This window comes from Duganella sp. Root198D2, from assembly GCF_001428585.1.
Taxonomy (GTDB): domain Bacteria; phylum Pseudomonadota; class Gammaproteobacteria; order Burkholderiales; family Burkholderiaceae_D; genus Rugamonas.
Genome location: NZ_LMIC01000001.1, coordinates 405,627 through 422,386, shown reverse-complemented (window position 1 = coordinate 422,386; position 16,760 = coordinate 405,627). Strand labels below are relative to the sequence as shown.

At 59.2% G+C, this 16,760-nt stretch carries 14 protein-coding genes; 4 read left to right on the top strand and 10 right to left on the bottom strand.

The genetic code is table 11. The features are described from left to right. Position 1 precedes the first annotated feature (1 nt). The 10 genes from ASE26_RS01975 to ASE26_RS01930 all read right to left on the bottom strand — a co-directional run bounded on the left by ASE26_RS01975 (position 2) and on the right by ASE26_RS01930 (position 11,234). Positions 2-3,343 (bottom strand): S41 family peptidase, encoded by a 3,342-nt coding sequence (locus tag ASE26_RS01975; protein ID WP_057245498.1) that lies wholly within the window; start codon positions 3,341-3,343, stop codon positions 2-4. A 229-nt stretch (positions 3,344-3,572) separates the two neighbouring features. Beyond that, positions 3,573-4,091 carry a hypothetical protein gene (locus tag ASE26_RS01970; RefSeq protein WP_055931476.1) on the bottom strand — a complete coding sequence of 173 codons (519 nt, stop codon included), beginning with the start codon at positions 4,089-4,091 and terminating at the stop codon, positions 3,573-3,575. A 377-nt stretch (positions 4,092-4,468) separates the two neighbouring features. Beyond that, positions 4,469-5,257: a DUF6585 family protein gene (locus tag ASE26_RS01965; protein ID WP_055931473.1), complete on the bottom strand. Its 789-nt coding sequence runs from the start codon at positions 5,255-5,257 to the stop codon at positions 4,469-4,471. A gap of 139 nt (positions 5,258-5,396) precedes the next feature. Next, the gene (gltA, locus tag ASE26_RS01960; protein ID WP_057245497.1) at positions 5,397-6,701 is read right to left on the bottom strand and encodes a citrate synthase; all 1,305 of its coding nucleotides are present in this window, start codon (positions 6,699-6,701) and stop codon (positions 5,397-5,399) included. A gap of 44 nt (positions 6,702-6,745) precedes the next feature. Further along, positions 6,746-7,027 carry a succinate dehydrogenase assembly factor 2 gene (locus tag ASE26_RS01955; RefSeq protein ID WP_055931468.1) on the bottom strand — a complete coding sequence of 94 codons (282 nt, stop codon included), beginning with the start codon at positions 7,025-7,027 and terminating at the stop codon, positions 6,746-6,748. Between the two features lie 5 nt (positions 7,028-7,032). Continuing rightward, complete coding sequence (locus ASE26_RS01950; protein ID WP_055931466.1) at positions 7,033-7,743, bottom strand: succinate dehydrogenase iron-sulfur subunit; 711 nt, start codon at positions 7,741-7,743, stop codon at positions 7,033-7,035. Between the two features lie 16 nt (positions 7,744-7,759). Next, positions 7,760-9,538 carry a succinate dehydrogenase flavoprotein subunit gene (sdhA, locus tag ASE26_RS01945; RefSeq protein ID WP_055931463.1) on the bottom strand — a complete coding sequence of 593 codons (1,779 nt, stop codon included), beginning with the start codon at positions 9,536-9,538 and terminating at the stop codon, positions 7,760-7,762. Positions 9,539-9,541: 3 nt separating this feature from the next. Then, on the bottom strand, positions 9,542-9,907 hold the full coding sequence (gene sdhD / locus ASE26_RS01940) for a succinate dehydrogenase, hydrophobic membrane anchor protein (protein WP_057245496.1): 366 nt from the start codon (positions 9,905-9,907) through the stop codon (positions 9,542-9,544). Beyond that, entirely contained in the window at positions 9,908-10,330 is a 423-nt protein-coding gene (gene sdhC, locus ASE26_RS01935) for a succinate dehydrogenase, cytochrome b556 subunit (RefSeq protein ID WP_057245495.1), read from the bottom strand. A 127-nt stretch (positions 10,331-10,457) separates the two neighbouring features. Continuing rightward, complete coding sequence (locus tag ASE26_RS01930) at positions 10,458-11,234, bottom strand: GntR family transcriptional regulator (RefSeq protein ID WP_055931453.1); 777 nt, start codon at positions 11,232-11,234, stop codon at positions 10,458-10,460. A gap of 174 nt (positions 11,235-11,408) precedes the next feature. On the opposite strand from ASE26_RS01930, the gene ASE26_RS01925 reads away from it, so the two are divergent. From ASE26_RS01925 to acnA, 4 genes are all read left to right on the top strand, one after another. After that, positions 11,409-12,398 carry a malate dehydrogenase gene (locus tag ASE26_RS01925; RefSeq protein ID WP_057245494.1) on the top strand — a complete coding sequence of 330 codons (990 nt, stop codon included), beginning with the start codon at positions 11,409-11,411 and terminating at the stop codon, positions 12,396-12,398. A 93-nt stretch (positions 12,399-12,491) separates the two neighbouring features. Continuing rightward, positions 12,492-13,493, top strand: a complete 1,002-nt coding sequence (locus ASE26_RS01920) for a CoA ester lyase (RefSeq protein ID WP_055931449.1) — start codon at positions 12,492-12,494, stop codon at positions 13,491-13,493. Continuing rightward, a complete protein-coding gene (locus ASE26_RS01915) occupies positions 13,493-13,894 on the top strand; it encodes a hypothetical protein (RefSeq protein ID WP_055931447.1) in 402 nt (133 codons plus the stop codon). The genes ASE26_RS01920 and ASE26_RS01915 overlap by 1 nt, the downstream gene beginning before the upstream one ends. A 16-nt stretch (positions 13,895-13,910) precedes the next feature. Next, a complete protein-coding gene (gene acnA, locus ASE26_RS01910) occupies positions 13,911-16,619 on the top strand; it encodes an aconitate hydratase AcnA (RefSeq protein WP_055931445.1) in 2,709 nt (902 codons plus the stop codon). The last annotated feature ends 141 nt before the right edge of the window (positions 16,620-16,760 follow it).

Here is a 16,760-nt window from a genome sequence, read left to right as displayed (position 1 = left end):
ATCAACGGCTCTTGTCCGGATAAGCGGGGCGCGGCGGACGGCTTGGCGGTGACTTCGCCAGTTCGGCCTTGATCACCTCGATCGCTTTTTCAAGCTGCGGGTCGCGGCCCGCAATCACATCCGCCGGATTCTGGTCGACTTCAATATCCGGCGCAACGCCTTCATTCTCAACTCCCCAACCGCCTTCGCGCGTCCAGAACGCCAGGTTCGGCGCAGTGATCGTGCCGCCATCCAGCAGCACCGGGAAGCCGAGGATGCCAACCAGTCCGCCCCAAGTGCGCTTGCCGATCAGCGGGCCAAGCTTATTCTTGCGGAACATCCACGGCAGCAGGTCGCCGCCCGAGCCGGCCGTTTCATCGATCAGCATCGCGCGCGGGCCCTGGATCGAAGCGGATGGTGTCTTCATGTCCGCACCATAACGCATGGCCCACCACGCGATCTCCTGCTTCTGCAGCAGCTCGATGTAATAGTCGGCCAGGCTGCCGCCGCCATTGAAGCGTTCATCGACAATGATCGCGTCCTTGTACGACTGCGGATAGAAGTAGCGTTTGAAGTAAGTGTGCCCCAGGCTCGCAGTATTCGGCACGTAGACATACGCCACACGCCCGCCGGTTGCGGCATCCACTTTACGGATATTCCCCTCTACCCAGTCGCGGTTGCGCAGCGCATCTTCGCTCGCCACCGGCACTACCGTAATGTGGCGCGCGCCCTTGCCATCCGCGCTCGGGCCGACCGTAATTTCCAGCGACCTGTTTGCGGTATTTTCGAAGGCGCTATACAGGTTGGTCGGTGGCGCCAGCGGACGGCCATCAACCGCCAGCAGGTACTCGCCCACTTTCACGTTAAGACCCGGCTCGGTTAATGGCGCACGCAGCGTCGGGTTCCAGTTCAGGCCACCGTAGACCTTCTTGAAGCGATAGCGGCCATTGGCAATTTCGTAGTCGGCGCCAAGCAGTCCGCCCGGCACCGGTTTGGCATCGATGAAATTATCGCCGCCGCCGCCGCGGTGGTGGCCGACCGCCAGTTCGCTGCACAGCCACTGGATCACACGATTCAGGTCGCTGCGCGTGGCGACGTCAGGCAGGAACTGGGCGTATTTGTCGCGCATGGCTTTCCAGTTCACTCCATGCATATGCGGGTCATAGAAGTAGTCGCGGTTGATGCGCCAGACTTCATCGTAGATCTGCCTCCATTCCGCACGCGGGTCGGCCTTGGTTTCGATGGCTTCCACACGCAGCTTGCCCTCGGACGGCGACAGCAGCTTGCCGGTGGCGGAGCCCATATTCCACTGCTCTTTCAAACGCCAGGCGATCTTCTTACCGTCAGCGCTGATTTCGAAGTCCTCCGCGTCCGCAACAATGGTTTCGGTCTTGCGCTCTTTCAGGTCGAAGCGCTGGACCTGGCGCTTGCCATCCACTTCGCGCAGGAAGAAGATTTGCCCTTCCCCGCCGGCTTCGAGATCGAAGTATTCCGAAACCGGCGGCGGCATGTCGATCACTCGGGTCGAAATACCCTCCCAGTCGATGCGCATCGGAGCCGGCGGCTTGGCCGTCGCAGCGGCGGCTTTCGCCTTGGCGTCCGCGCCGCGGCTGGTGGAGGTGTCGGCCAGAACGCGTTCTTCATTTTTGTCGCCTGCGGCACCATCCTTCGGTGGCTCCTTCGGCGCAGGCGCTGCACTTGCCGCGCCCTTCTCTTCATCACTTTCGCGCACCAGCGGCGACGGAACATCGTTCCTCAGCACCATCAGCCAGAGTGAACGCGTCGGGTGGTTATCCTGGTTCTGCAGCGAGAACCAGTTGTTGCTCGGTCCCGCATCGGTGGATGCGAAGAAGTACAAGTACTTGCCATTGCGGTCGAACACCGGGTTGGCGACATCGGATAGCCCGTCCGTCACCGCATGGGATTTATCTTCTTCCAGCGCATAGATGTAGGCCGTGCGCGTGTAGCTCAGCGAATTGAGCGTGTAAGCGATGAAGCGCGAATCCGGCGACCAGGTGCCGCGCAGCGACTTGTCGACGCCGTACATGGGTTCGGTAGCAACCTTCGTCTGCACGCCCGTCGCCAGGTCGATGAAATACAGCGTCCAGGAATTATCGATAAAGGCAATCTTCTTGCTATCCGGCGACCAGGCCGCGCGCTCGAAAAATCCGGAGCCATTCAGTTTGAACTTGCGCAACTCGCCCTTGCCGTCTTGTTGTCGGACATGCAAAGCGTACTCGCCACTTTCATCCGAAAAGTAGGCAACCTGGCGCCCATCCGGCGACCAGGCTGGCCCGCGCTCGTGAGCCCCCGGCGTCTGCGTCAAATGGCGAATATCGCCCTTCTCAGCCGGAAGCGTGACGATGTCGCCGCGGAATTCAAACGCCACCCTTGCCCCCGATGGCGACACTGAAGCCGCGCGAATATATTTCGCCCCACGCACCCAGCGCTCCCGCGACAAGCCCAGGTCGGCGCTGACGCCGATCGCGAGCCTGCGGCCGGCAGCCACACCACTGTCGAGGTCGAGCATATGCAGATAACCTGCCTGCTCATACACAATTCTTCCACCGGATAATGCCGCATTCAATACGGGAAAATCGGTATGCCGGGTCAGTTGGCTAATTGCTTTGCTGCGCGTGTCGTAAACGTAAAGATTAAATTCCCCATCGCGATCAGAACGGAAATAGACTTTATCTCCCACCCACATCGGATCCGCGTCATTAACACGGCTGGCAGGTTGCGGAATTCGCTCCACCGCCAGAGTGTCGCGATTAAACAGCCAGATTATCGAATTTAAGCCACCACGATAACGCTTCCATTGCAAGAATGCCGGCGAAGTCGGGTTATAAGCGATGGACCGCCCATCAGGCGAAAGAGTCGCACGCGCGGCGTTTGCGATCTCAAGCTTCGTTTCGACGCCACCCCCTACCGGAACGGTAAATAGATTGCGGTACCGGTTATTAAACGCCACGCGCGGCGACGTGAATAAGACCTGCGCCCCATCCGGCGTAAAACCTTGCACCACGTCCGCACCCGGGTGCCAAGTCAAACGGCGTGGAATCCCGCCGGCAATCGGCAGGATAAACACATCCGTATTGCCGTCTATATTCGCACTATAGGCGATTGACCGGCCATCGGGAGAAAAGACCGGATTAGACTTTTCGCCGATATCCGAGGTTAGACGCCGCACATCCCGGCCATTCTGGTCGGCCAACCAGACGTCGCCAGCATAGATAAATGCAATGTTTTCTTTAGAAATCGCCGGCTCGGATAGCAGTCGGGTATCGGAAGTATTCGGGACAGCTTGGGCCGCAACAGGGATTGCCAGCGCGGTGGCGAGAATGAGGGTACGACGGGTGAACAAGCAAGCCTCCGTGAAATGAGAAAGTACTTGGCTGCAGTAGCTGGATGGGCTCAACGATAACAGAACCCGTCACTACCTGGAGGACTACAATGCCGTCAAACCAAAATTAAGCCTAAACGTGCCAAGTTGCAGCATGACTGGCCACAGTAAAAAAATATGGCAAGAAAAAGCGAGCCGTAGCTCGCTTGATCCAGTTAATCCGCGCTCGACGAATTTCTGTCTTGACGTCCTACTTTTTGGTTGGAGGGCGTGACTTGAACTGGTCAGCGCTATCAGGGCAACTCTTCAGCGTCATTTGCAACGAAACGCCAAAGGATTCGCTTCCTTTGATAAGCCTATCAATTGAAGCATAAGCGCCCGGCCCTTCCCAATAACTAAAGCGCGTGCCACCCTGCTCGACCACGGTCGTTTTGACCATCTTATGTGCAGTAAGCAGAGCCGCGATATTCTGACTCAGCTTTTCGGTTTCAACAGCGCTTGTATTCGAGAACCCAATTGCAGCCGAACACCCGCGCCCGCTTTCGAAGCCACGCATATATCCCCGCACCGAGAATCCCAATTCCTTTTTATCCTGGGGCACAGGAGAATACATATGCCAACCGTTTTGCCCCACCGCTTCCGGCCGCACCTTGATGAAATCCGCATATGGAATTGACAGCCGCATCCCATCGACTCGCAGCTCTTGAATATCAGCAGACCAGGCACGAGCCGCCAACAGAGAAGCCGCCAGAAAAATCCATTTCAACATCCGCTATTTCCTCGCCAAATTTAAGAATTGGCATGATGGCAGGCTGGATTTCCATATCCAAGGGAAATCAACCTTAATCGCCAGCGTTAACATGGCGCTCCCACAGGTAGCAGATGACGATACCTAATCGGGCGGATACGTTGCCAGAATTCGGTGCCGAATTCGGAGCCAGAATTCGGTGCCAGGTCTGTCATTTGGACAATGCGCACGCACCTTTGATCAATCTCAAGACGCACCAAGTTGGTGAGCATGATTCATCAATATATTCGTCAAAGGACAACATCTTGAGTTAGATCAAACGTGCAGCTTGCGTGTCCAAATGACAGACCTGGCACCGAATTCTTGATTACTCAACGATCTCGTCAAACGGCGCTTGCTCAAGCCAATGCAACCATTTGTTGCGGAATCTTAGCCGGGCCAGTATCGATTTGAGTGAAGTGTTCAAGTACCGCCAGAAAAACGAAGAGGTTCTTGATCTGGAAGGAGTGAGGCCGCCCCCAAGGAATCCGGCGCCCCTTTTTCTTGATGATGACTTGCCCCGCCCTTAGTTCTGCATCACCGACTTCTGCCCAGGAAACCTTGCCGAAGCGCCTGCGGAGCCCGTCACGGCTGACCTTAAGCGCACCAAAATCCACCGTCTCCCCATGCTCCATTTTCGCAATCACAAGCGGAACCATCTCCGCCGCTGTCAGCGTGAGAAGGTTGATGCCAAGCACGAAAACCTCCTTATAGCTGTCGGAGAACTTCAGGGTGGTCTGGGGCGCCAACCTTACCTTGACCCATGTGCGTCGAGTGGGGAAGCCGAGCAATTTGGTGGCGCGAACAGTCACGTACTGCACCTCGCGCCAGCCGAAGAAATGGGTTTTGCCCCTGAGCCTATAGGCCATTCCCTTCTCGAACACCGTCAGGCTTGAGCCTTTGAGCCTATACCAGCGGACGGCAATGACGATGGCAAGCAATCCGCATATTCCAGCAATTATTCTCAAGAATACAGGCAAGTCGACATCCCTCACCGTGGCCTGGGCGTCGGCGGCGACGAAGGCCAGTGCAATAGCCGTGACAATCAGCAAGACGGCAAGCACAGGATAGAGCAGGCCCAGTCGCCCAATCGGGTGGATACTGACAATTTTCCCGCACTGGCTCGCTTGATGAACGTTCGCAGACAAGTTGATTCCTTAAATTCGCAGAAGAAGACGTCGAACCCGATAGTATTATTGAAATCTTTCGAATTGACAACATTTTGCCTTCGCTGGGAATAAAAAAAGCGAGCCGAAGCTCGCTTTTTCCCCGAGAAGGCTGCAAGGACTACTTGCGGTCTTTCAGCGGAGGCACGTCGCGCACTGCCGAGCCAACGAACAGCTGGCGTGGGCGGCCGATCTTCTGCTCCGGGTCGGCGATCATTTCGTTCCACTGGGCGATCCAGCCGATGGTACGGGCCATGGCGAAGATACCGGTGAACAGGGACACCGGGATGCCCAGGGCCGACTGCACGATGCCGGAGTAGAAGTCCACGTTCGGGTACAGCTTGCGGGAGACGAAGTATTCGTCGTTCAGCGCAATCTTTTCCAGTTCCATGGCCAGCTTGAACAGTGGGTCGTCTTGCAGGCCCAGCTCTTGCAGCACTTCGTGGCAGGTTTCGCGCATCAGCTTGGCACGTGGGTCGAAGTTCTTGTACACGCGGTGACCGAAGCCCATCAGCTTGACGCCGGAGTTCTTGTCTTTCACCTGGGCGATGAAAGCCGGGATCTTGTCGACGGTGCCGATTTCTTTCAGCATGTTCAGTGCAGCTTCGTTCGCGCCGCCGTGGGCAGGGCCCCACAGGCAAGCGATACCGGCAGCGATACAGGCGAATGGGTTGGCGCCCGAGGAACCGGCCAGACGGACGGTCGAGGTCGAGGCGTTCTGCTCGTGGTCTGCGTGCAGGATCAGGATGCGGTCCAGGGCGCGCACCAGCACGTCGTTGACCTTGTACTCTTCGCATGGATTGCCGAACATCATGCGCATGAAGTTGGCGGAGTACGACAGGTCGTTGCGTGGGTACACGAACGGCTGGCCGATCGAGTATTTGTATGCCATGGCAACCAGGGTTGGCAGCTTGGCGATCAGGCGGATGGCCGAAATCTCACGCTGCTTGGCATCGTTGATGTCCAGCGAGTCGTGGTAGAACGATGCCAGCGCGCCGACGGTACCAACCAGTACCGACATCGGGTGCGCGTCGCGGCGGAAGCCGCGGAAGAAGAATTGCATCTGTTCGTGGACCATGGTGTGCTTGGTCACGGTGTCGACGAACTGTTTCTTCTGCACTGCGTTCGGCAGGTCGCCGTTCAGCAGCAGGTAGCACGATTCCATGAAGTCGGCGTTCACGGCCAGCTGTTCGATCGGGTAGCCGCGGTATTGCAGCTCGCCCTTGTCACCGTCAATATAGGTGATCGAGGAGTTGCACGACGCGGTGGACATGAAGCCTGGGTCGTAGGTGAATTTGCCGGTGGTGCCGTACAGCTTGCGGATGTCGATGACGTCCGGGCCCACGGTGCCCTTGTAGATCGGCATTTCGACCGATGGGCTGCCGTCGGAGAACGATAGCGTTGCTTTGGTATCAGAGATGTTCATGGACTCTTCCTTTGGGAGAGATGCAGCAAATAAAAAAACTTAACTCAGGCTTGGCGCAGGCGAGCCAGTAACGCATGTACATGCGGCAGGTCTATTTCGCCTTCCGGCTCCTTGCGGGCCAAGACCAGATCCATCAGTGCATTGTCCGACAAATCGAGGAGTCGCGTGAACGCGTCCACTTCCTCGTCGGTCAATCCTGCTTCGTGCGCATCGAGGAAACGAGTCAGGATAAGGTCGTTTTCCAGCAGGCCCCGTCGTGCGCGCCAGCGTAGGCGCGCACGGTTGGTCGGATCGGCCTGATGCGCTCGTTTTTCGAGTTCGGCCATGTTTATTAAATGGCGCGACGCACCATCAGTTCCTTGATCTTGCCGATCGCCTTGTTAGGGTTCAGGCCTTTCGGGCACACGTCGACGCAGTTCATGATCGAGTGGCAACGGAACAGACGGTACGGGTCTTCCAGGTTATCCAGGCGCTCACCGGTGGCTTCGTCGCGCGAGTCGGCGATGAAGCGGTAGGCTTGCAGCAGGCCGGCTGGACCGACGAACTTGTCCGGGTTCCACCAGAACGACGGGCAGGAAGTCGAGCAGCAGGCGCACAGGATGCACTCGTACAGGCCGTCCAGTTCTTCGCGTTCCGCAGGCGACTGCAGGCGCTCTTTCTCCGGAGGGATCGAGTCGTTGATCAGGAACGGCTTGATCGAGTGGTATTGCTTGAAGAACTGGGTCATGTCGACGATCAGGTCGCGCACCACCGGCAGGCCTGGCAGCGGGCGCAGCACGATAGGCTCGCTCAGCTCGTTCAGGTTGGTGGTGCAGGCCAGGCCGTTCTTGCCGTTGATGTTCATCGCGTCGGAACCGCACACGCCTTCGCGGCAGGAGCGGCGCAGCGACAGCGAATCATCGACATCGGACTTGATGCGCTGCAGTGCATCCAGCAGCATCTTGTCGGTGTCTTTCAGTTCGACCGTCAGGTCTTGCATGTAAGGCTTGGCGTCCTTGTCCGGATCGTAGCGGTAAATCTTGAATTTGAGAGTGCGTGCCATGTTGTGAGGCCCTTGCTTAGAAAGTACGTGCTTTTGGCTTGAAGGTTTCGACCGTCAGCGGCTTGGTGACGACTGCCTTGTATTCCAGGCGGTTGCCTTCGGAGAACCACAGCGTGTGCTTCATCCAGTTTTCGTCGTCGCGTTTCGGGTGGTCGTCCTGGGCGTGGGCGCCGCGGGATTCCTTACGCGCATTGGCCGATACGATGGTCGCTTTTGCAGTTTCGATCAGGTTGTCCAGTTCCAGCGCTTCCACGCGGGCGGTGTTGAACACCTTGGACTTGTCGTTGTACGAAACGTGCTTGCGGCGCTCGTCCAGCTTCAGGATTTCTTCTACGCCTTTGGCCAGCATGTCGTCGGTACGGAACACGCCGCAGTACTTCTGCATGGTGGCGCGGATGTCGTTGGCGACGTCTTGCACGCGCTCGCCACCGGTAGCGGTTTCCAGGTGGTTCAGGCGGTTCATTGCGAAGTCGGCTGCGTCCTTCGGCAAAGGCTTGTTTTCCTTCTGCTTCAGGTTCTGTGCCACCACGTGGTTGCCGGCCGCGCGGCCGAACACCACCAGGTCCAGCAGGGAGTTGGTGCCCAGGCGGTTGGCACCGTGCACGGAGACGCAGGCGCATTCGCCGATGGCGTACAGGCCGTTCACGATCTTCTGGCTGCCGTCGCCGTTAGGCACGACTACCTGGCCGTGGATATTGGTCGGGATGCCGCCCATCTGGTAGTGGATGGTCGGAACGACCGGGATCGGTTCCTTGGTCGCGTCGACGTTGGCGAACTTGTGGCCGATTTCCAGGATCGATGGCAGGCGCTTCTGGATGGTCTCGGAGCCGATGTGGCGCAGGTCCAGCAGAACGTGGTCTTTATTAGGACCGCAGCCGCGGCCTTCCTTGATTTCCTGGTCCATGGAGCGCGACACGAAGTCGCGTGGCGCCAGGTCTTTCAGGGTCGGAGCGTAGCGCTCCATGAAGCGTTCGCCGTTCGAGTTGATCAGGATGCCGCCTTCGCCGCGCACGCCTTCGGTGATCAGCACGCCCGCGCCGGCCACGCCGGTCGGGTGGAACTGCCAGAATTCCATGTCTTGCAGCGGCAGGCCGGCACGTGCCGCCATGCCCATGCCGTCACCGGTGTTGATGAAGGCGTTGGTCGATGCTGCGAAGATGCGGCCTGCGCCGCCGGTTGCGAAGATGGTGGTCTTGGCTTCCAGGATCATGCATTCGCCGGTTTCCATTTCCAGGGCAACCACGCCAACCACGTCGCCGTCGGCATCGCGCACCAGGTCCAGGGCCATCCACTCAACGAAGAAGTGGGTGCGGGCGCGCACGTTGCGCTGGTACAGGGTGTGCAGCAGTGCGTGGCCGGTACGGTCGGCCGCGGCGCAGGCGCGCTGCACTGGCTTCTCGCCCAGGTTCGCGGTGTGGCCGCCGAACGGACGCTGGTAAATGGTGCCGTCCGGGTTGCGGTCGAAAGGCATGCCGAAGTGTTCCAGCTCGTAGACGACTTTCGGTGCTTCGCGGCACATGAATTCAATCGCATCCTGGTCGCCGAGGTAGTCGCCACCTTTGACGGTGTCGAACATGTGCCAGTACCAGTTGTCTTCCGACATATTGCCCAGCGAGGCGCCGATGCCGCCCTGCGCTGCCACGGTGTGGGAGCGGGTCGGGAACACCTTGGACAGCACGGCTACATTCAGGCCGGCTTCCGCCAGTTGCAGGGAGGCGCGCATGCCGGAACCGCCGGCGCCAACGATCACCGCGTCAAAACGACGGGTTGGGATTGCAGATTTAATAGCTGCCACGATTTACACACTCCACAGAATTTGCAGCGACCAGGCGGCGCAGGCGATCAGCCAGCCAATGGTAGCGATTTGCAGGAACAGGCGCAGGCCGACCGGCTTGATGTAGTCCATCCAGATGTCACGGATGCCGACCCAGGCGTGATAGAACAGGGCCAGCAGGGTCACGGCGCTGAACAGCTTGAACCACTGCTTGGCGAACAGTTCCGCCCAACCTTCGTACGACGGGGTCGACGAGGTGAAGATCATGAAGAACAGGACGGCGGTGTACACCACCATCAGCACGGCGGTCACGCGCTGGACCAGCCAATCCTTGACGCCGTAGTGGGCGCCGACAACCAGGCGTTTTGGGCCGATGTTATTGTTAGCCATTTAGAACACTCCAAACAATTTCAGGGCGACCAGCGCGGTCACGATGACAGTGATCACGACCACCACGGTGGCGGACTTGCGCGCGGAATCCTTGTCCAGGCCGACGTGGGTATCCATGACCAGGTGGCGTACGCCGGCGCAGAAGTGCTGGGTGTAGCCCCAGACCAGGGCCAGCATGACCAGCTTCGCGATCGGGTGGGAGGCGATGAGCATGAAGTTGGCGAAGGTGTACTCGGAGCGCAGCGATTCCTGCAGCAGGTACAGCACGAACGGCAACAGCAGGAACATCAGGGCGCCGCTGATGCGGTGCAGGATGGAGACGATGCCAGCCATCGGCAGTCGGTAGTTCATCAGATCCGTAACGTGGATGTTACGGAATTCTGGCCGCTCTTTTTTTGGGGTTTCCCGCACGGCTTCAGTCATATACAACCTCCCTATGCTTTATTACAAATGATTTGCCAAACTTGGCGAAGCTACGATTTTCGCCGATTTTTGCACTTACGACCAATATGTATTGTTACATATCACCAAAATATTATTGCAGCGCACCTTAACTGAGATCATTTTGATAATGATGCCGTTCCGTCAGGTACAGGCCGCGGCGCAATTCGACCGGTTTATCGCCATAAGTGAAGGACACGCGTTCGGCGCACAGCAGCGGCATGCCTGCCGCAACTTTGAGCAGCGCGGCATCGCCCTCCTCGGCACACACAGCCCGGATCTTTTCTTGCGCGCGGATCATGCGAGTGCCGAATTCGGACTCGAACAGGCCGTACATCGGGCCTTTGTATTCATTCAGGCGCTCTGCCGTCAGGCCTTTGAAGATCACGCCGGGCAGCCACAGCTCTTCGACGATGGTTGGCACGTTGTCGAAACTTTGCACGCGCTTGATGTAGACCACGGCGTCGCCCGATTTCAGGTCGAGCAGGCGCGCCACTTCGGCGGGCGCACGCAGGCGCTTGACTTCAATAAACCGGGATTCGGGGTAATGCGGCACACCTTCGTCCGGCACCAGGCGCAGGAAACGGAAGTGCGCGCGCGCCTCATGGTGGGTGGACACGAACGTCCCCTTGCCCTGGCGGCGCATCACCAGGTTTTCCGCCGCCAGCTCATCGATCGCCTTGCGCACCGTGCCCTGGCTGACCTTGAAGCGGTTGGCCAATTCGACTTCGCTGGGGATCATCTCGCCCGGCTTCCATTCGCCGGACTGCAGGCTCTGGGTAATCAGGCCTTTTATCTGCTGGTACAGGGGAGAGAATGTGGGGGACGGAGCGCCGGCCGCGCCTAAGGCGTCAGAAGTGGTCTGGTTGGGCGTGACGGGATTCATAGCCCGCTATTCCACCACATCCAACCCCTCACGTCCAGAAAAATCCTATAACTTATATGTCTTATATAAGACATAAGATAGGATTGACAGCCAGTCGACAGGCGCCTACACTCGCCCGAATTGTCGTATCATTACGAGCTTACACCGTTTTCACGTCCACTTTGGAGATTCACCATGGCTAAAACCCCAATGCGTGTTGCCGTTACCGGCGCCGCCGGCCAGATCGGCTATTCCCTGCTGTTCCGTATCGCCAACGGCGACATGCTGGGCAAAGACCAGCCAGTCATCCTGCAACTGCTGGAAATCCCTGACGAGAAGGCCCAGAAAGCGCTGAAAGGCGTGATGATGGAAATCGACGACTGCGCGTTCCCCCTGGTTGCCGGCATGAGCGCCCACTCCGACCCGATGACCGCCTTCAAGGACGCCGACGTGGCCCTGCTGGTTGGCGCCCGTCCTCGCGGCCCAGGCATGGAGCGTAAAGACCTGCTGGAAGCCAATGCGCAGATCTTCACCGTGCAAGGCAAGGCGCTGGACGCCGTCGCTTCGCGCAACATCAAGGTTCTGGTGGTGGGCAACCCAGCCAACACCAACGCCTACATCGCCATGAAGTCCGCTCCATCGCTGCCAGCGAAGAACTTCACCGCCATGCTGCGCCTGGACCACAACCGCGCCCTGTCCCAGATCGCCACCAAGACCGGCAAGGCCGTCAAGGACATCGAAAAGATGTGCGTATGGGGCAACCACTCGCCAACCATGTACGCCGACTACCGCTTCGCCACCATCGACGGCGCATCGGTCAAGGACATGATCAACGACCAGGAATGGAACGCCAACACCTTCCTGCCAACCGTGGGCAAGCGCGGCGCAGCGATCATCGAAGCACGCGGCCTGTCCTCGGCAGCTTCGGCAGCTTCGGCAGCAATCGACCACGTGCGCGACTGGGTCCTGGGCACCAACGGCAAGTGGACCACCATGGGCATCCCATCCGACGGCTCCTACGGCATCCCTGAAGGCACCATGTTCGGCTTCCCGGTGACCTGCGAAAACGGCGAATATAAGATTGTCCAGGGCCTGGACATCGACGCCTTCTCGCAAGAGCGCATCAACATCACGCTGAAGGAACTGACCGAAGAGCGTGAAGGCGTGAAGCACCTGCTGCCATAATCGTCTCTTACAGTGGAACCGGTTAAACCACCGCTCCGCCGTACCCGCCGCGCTGCCGATGGCAGCGCGGCTGTTGTTTCATCTAACGCACCAATGCATCCATCCGAGGTTTTATTCCAGGGCACACGCCAGCCGCTGCTGCTCCCTGCCTGCGACCACTACGCCGGCAGTGAAAAGCTGATGCGCAAATCCATGGCCCTGCAACAAGAGCTTGGTCCCCTGTTCGACATCACCTTCGATTGCGAGGACGGCGCCGCCGCCGGCAACGAAGAATCCCACGCCAAGCTGGTCGCCCTGCTGCTGCTGGACGAAGCCAATGCCTTCAACCGCATCGGCGCCCGCGTGCACGACGTCAACAGCGCGTTCTTCGAGCGCGACGTCGAAATCATCTGTACCGAAGCAGGCCACAAGCTGGCCTATATCGTGATTCCCAAGCCGGAAAGCGTGCAGGAAGTCGCGCGCGCTATCGAACTGGTGAACAAGCATGCCGCCAGGTCCGGCCGCACATCGCCGGTGCCGGTGCACGTGCTGATCGAGACCCACGGCGCGCTGCGCGACGTGCACGATATCGCCGCCCTGCCCCAGGTGGAATGCCTGTCCTTCGGCATCATGGACTTCGTCTCGGCCCACTACGGGGCCGTGCCGGGCAGCGCGATGCGCACGCCGGGCCAGTTCACCCACCCGCTGGTGGTGCGCGCCAAGCTGGAAATCGCCGCCGCCTGCCACGCGCACGGCAAGGTGCCGTCGCATAACGTCACCACTGAAATCAAGGACTCCGCCGTGGTGGCGACCGACGCCCAGCGCGCAGCCGCGGAATTCGGCTTCACGCGCATGTGGAGCATCCACCCGAGCCAGATAAAACCTGTCATAAAAGCATTTACGCCGCGTGCATCCGAGGTAAACGAGGCCGCAACCATCCTGCATGAGGCAGAGAAGGTACAGTGGGGCCCGATTAACCAGCATGGTCGCTTGCATGACCGCGCGAGCTATCGCTATTATTGGACGGTTCTGCAGCGAGCCAAGCTCGCAGGCCTGCCGCTGCCGGACTCCGTTGCCGCCCTAGTCGGGGTGGCCGAATCAAAAGGAACCCAATAATGTCGTTTATGAAACTGATCACCGCCTGCGCCATGGCCCTCGCCATCGCCGCCCCATCCGCACATGCAGCCCCTAAAAAAGCCGCCAAACCCGCCGCCACCCAAGGCGAGTCGGAATCGAGCGTGAGCGGGCGCACGGCGACCAATTACGCCTGCGAGCTGGGCAACAAGATCACCATTTACAGCAGCGCCGACGACGGCAACAGCATCGTCATGCGCTGGAAGAACCGCCTGCACCGCCTGACTCGCGAAGCCACCTCCACCGGTGCGCAACGCTTCGAGAACAAGATTGCAGGCCTGATCTGGATCGGCATCCCTGCCAAGGGCATGCTGCTGGATTCCAAGGTGAACCGCCAACTGGCGAACGAATGCAAGACATCTGATCAAGCGCTCGGACTTTAATCAATAAGGAGAGGACATGTCCCGCAACACACTGAATACGCTTAAGGATTTCCCGATCGGGGCAAAGAAGGGTAAGTTCTACTCCCTGCCAGCCCTGGAAAAGGAACTGGGCGCCAAGATTTCCCGCCTGCCGGTATCGATTCGCGTCGTACTGGAATCCGTTCTGCGTAACTGCGACGGTAAGAAAGTGACCGAAGAGCACGTCAAGCAGTTGGCTAACTGGGGCGCCACCGCTGCCCGCACCGACGAAATCCCATTCGTCGTAGCCCGCGTTGTGCTGCAGGACTTCACCGGCGTTCCGCTGCTGGCCGACCTGGCTGCCATGCGCAACGTCGCCTCCAAGATGGGCGTCAACCCTAAGAAGATCGAACCGCTGGTGCCGGTGGACCTGGTGGTTGACCACTCGGTCACCATCGACCACTTCCGCGAGCCGAAGGCCCTGGACCTGAACATGAAGCTGGAGTTCTCGCGCAACAACGAGCGCTACCAGTTCATGAAGTGGGGCATGCAAGCCTTCGACACCTTCGGCGTGGTTCCTCCAGGCTTCGGTATCGTCCACCAGGTGAACCTGGAATACCTGGCACGCGGCGTGCACAACGGCTCCGGCGTGTACTACCCTGACTCGCTGGTAGGCACCGACTCCCACACCACCATGATCAACGGTATCGGCGTAGTGGGCTGGGGCGTGGGCGGCATCGAGGCGGAAGCCGGCATGCTGGGCCAGCCGGTGTACTTCCTGACCCCGGACGTGATCGGCGTCAACCTGACCGGCGCGCTGCGCGAAGGCTGCACCGCGACCGACCTGGTGCTGACCATCACCGAAATGCTGCGTAAAGAAAAAGTCGTGGGCAAGTTCGTCGAATTCTTCGGCGAAGGCACCGAGTCCCTGTCCGTGACCGACCGCGCAACCATCGCCAACATGGCGCCTGAATACGGCGCGACCATGGGCTTCTTCCCGGTCGACGACGCCACCATCGAATACTTCGAAGGCACCGGCCGCACCAAGGAAGAAATCGCTGCATTCCAGGCCTACTTCAAGGCACAGGGCATGTACGGCGTGCCGAAGAAAGGCGACATCGACTTCACCCGCGAACTGCACCTGGACCTGTCCACCGTTGCACCGTCGCTGGCCGGTCCTAAGCGTCCGCAAGACCGTATCGAAATCGGCAACGTCAAGTCCACCTTCACCGAACTGTTCTCGAAGCCAACCACCGAGAACGGCTTCAACAAGAAGGCCGACGAACTGACCAAGACCTACACCACCAGCAATGGCGTGAACGTGAAGAACGGCGACGTCCTGATCGCTGCCATCACCTCCTGCACCAACACCTCGAACCCGAGCGTGCTGCTGGCAGCCGGCCTGCTGGCCAAGAAAGCTGTGGAAGCCGGCCTGACCGTGGCTCCGCACATCAAGTCGTCGCTGGCTCCTGGCTCGCGCGTTGTGACCGAGTACCTGACCGCTGCCGGCCTGCTGCCATACCTGGAAAAACTGGGCTTCGGCGTGACCGCTTACGGCTGCACCACCTGCATCGGCAACGCTGGCGACCTGACCCCGGAACTGAACGCCACCATCACCGGCAACGACATCGTCGCTGCTGCGGTGCTGTCCGGCAACCGTAACTTTGAAGCGCGTATTCACCCGAACATCCGCTCCAACTTCCTGGCATCGCCACCGCTGGTCGTCGCTTACGCGATCGCCGGCAACGTGACCCGCGACCTGATGACCGAACCAGTCGGCCAGGGCAAGGATGGCAAGGACGTGTACCTGGGCGACATCTGGCCGACCTCGAAAGAGATCGCCGCCCTGATGAAGTTCGCGATGAACTCCAAAGTGTTCAAGTCCAACTACGCCGACGTCAAAGGCAACCCGGGCAAGCTGTGGGAAGCCGTATCGTCGACCGAAGGCCAAGTGTACAACTGGCCTGACTCGACCTACATCGCAGAACCTCCATTCTTCGATGGCTTCGCGATGACCCCGAAAGCTGCCGAAACCGGCATCAAGGGCGCGCGCGCACTGGGCGTGTTCGGTGACTCCATCACCACCGACCACATCTCGCCAGCAGGCTCGATCAAGGAAGACGGCCCGGCAGGCAAATGGCTGAAGGAAAACGGCGTGATGAAGGCCGACTTCAACTCCTACGGCTCGCGCCGCGGCAACCACGAGATCATGATGCGCGGCACCTTTGCCAACGTGCGTATCAAGAACAAGATGATCCCGGCCAAGGCCGACGGTTCCGCTGTTGAAGGCGGCATCACCATCCACCAGCCATCGGGCGAACAACTGTCGATCTACGACGCGGCAATGCGCTACGTTGAAGAAGGCACCCCGACCATGATCTTCGGCGGCGAAGAATACGGTACCGGCTCCTCCCGTGACTGGGCGGCCAAAGGCACCCAGCTGCTGGGCGTGAAGGCTGTGATCTGCCGTTCCTTCGAGCGTATCCACCGTTCCAACCTGGTGGGCATGGGCGTGCTGCCGCTGCAATTCATCGGCAACGACTCCGTTGAATCGCTGGGCATCACCGGCAAGGGCGAAACCTACGACCTGAAGGGCCTGGAAGGCGAAATCAAGCCTCAACAGCAAGCCACCCTGGTGATCCACCGCGCCGACGGCTCGAGCAAGGAAGTGCAAGTACTGCTGCGCATCGACACCCCGATCGAAGTGGACTACTACAAGCACGGCGGTATCCTGCCATTCGTGCTGCGCCAGCTGCTGGCTGCCTAAAAAATGGGGACGTACCCCATTTTTTAAGCAACTAACGCCACCTTCGGGTGGCGTTTTTTATTGTCCTGTTCATTTGCCGCCAACTCTTGCCGAATCCACTACAATAAGGGTACCAAGGTTTCCTTTTTCATTAAGAAAAGC

Bases quoted from the DNA above. Each gene is read 5' to 3' on its own strand.
- ASE26_RS01930 (WP_055931453.1), bottom strand. From the start codon at position 11,234: ATGAATCCCGTCACGCCCAACCAGACCACTTCTGACGCCTTAGGCGCG.
- ASE26_RS01970 (WP_055931476.1), bottom strand. From the start codon at position 4,091: ATGTTGAAATGGATTTTTCTGGCGGCTTCTCTGTTGGCGGCTCGTGCC.
- sdhC (WP_057245495.1), bottom strand. From the start codon at position 10,330: ATGACTGAAGCCGTGCGGGAAACCCCAAAAAAAGAGCGGCCAGAATTC.
- ASE26_RS01950 (WP_055931466.1), bottom strand. From the start codon at position 7,743: ATGGCACGCACTCTCAAATTCAAGATTTACCGCTACGATCCGGACAAG.
- ASE26_RS01925 (WP_057245494.1), top strand. From the start codon at position 11,409: ATGGCTAAAACCCCAATGCGTGTTGCCGTTACCGGCGCCGCCGGCCAG.
- ASE26_RS01920 (WP_055931449.1), top strand. From the start codon at position 12,492: ATGCATCCATCCGAGGTTTTATTCCAGGGCACACGCCAGCCGCTGCTG.
- sdhD (WP_057245496.1), bottom strand. From the start codon at position 9,907: ATGGCTAACAATAACATCGGCCCAAAACGCCTGGTTGTCGGCGCCCAC.
- acnA (WP_055931445.1), top strand. From the start codon at position 13,911: ATGTCCCGCAACACACTGAATACGCTTAAGGATTTCCCGATCGGGGCA.
- ASE26_RS01955 (WP_055931468.1), bottom strand. From the start codon at position 7,027: ATGGCCGAACTCGAAAAACGAGCGCATCAGGCCGATCCGACCAACCGT.
- gltA (WP_057245497.1), bottom strand. From the start codon at position 6,701: ATGAACATCTCTGATACCAAAGCAACGCTATCGTTCTCCGACGGCAGC.
- ASE26_RS01915 (WP_055931447.1), top strand. From the start codon at position 13,493: ATGTCGTTTATGAAACTGATCACCGCCTGCGCCATGGCCCTCGCCATC.